Annotated in this window: 1 protein-coding gene; it reads left to right on the top strand. The window is 31.6% G+C overall.

The window, feature by feature from the left end:
- Window positions 1–272: IS110 family transposase (locus tag CD113_RS10250; protein WP_142380905.1), on the top strand; the 272-nt coding region annotated here is incomplete at both ends.

Raw genomic sequence — 272 nt, 5'->3', positions numbered from 1 at the left:
TTTATTGAAATGAATCCGTTAGAAGCTAAATTTAGAACGAGTTCTTTAAGATCATGGAAAACTGATCAGGCTGATGCTCACAAACTCGCTCATTTAGCGTCTACGCTTAAACAAACAGATAGTTTGTCTAACCATAATCATGATTCAATATTCTTTGAGTTAAGAGAACGTGTGCGTTTTCATTTAGAAATTGAAAATGAACAGAATCGACTTAAGAATGAAATTGTTGAATTACTACATCAGACATTTCCTGGTTTAGAAAATTTATTTAG

The organism is Staphylococcus simiae (assembly GCF_002902085.1).
GTDB classification, from domain to species: domain Bacteria; phylum Bacillota; class Bacilli; order Staphylococcales; family Staphylococcaceae; genus Staphylococcus; species Staphylococcus simiae.
The sequence above is the reverse complement of the archived record's forward strand: the minus strand, read 5'-3'. Positions and strand labels throughout refer to the sequence as shown.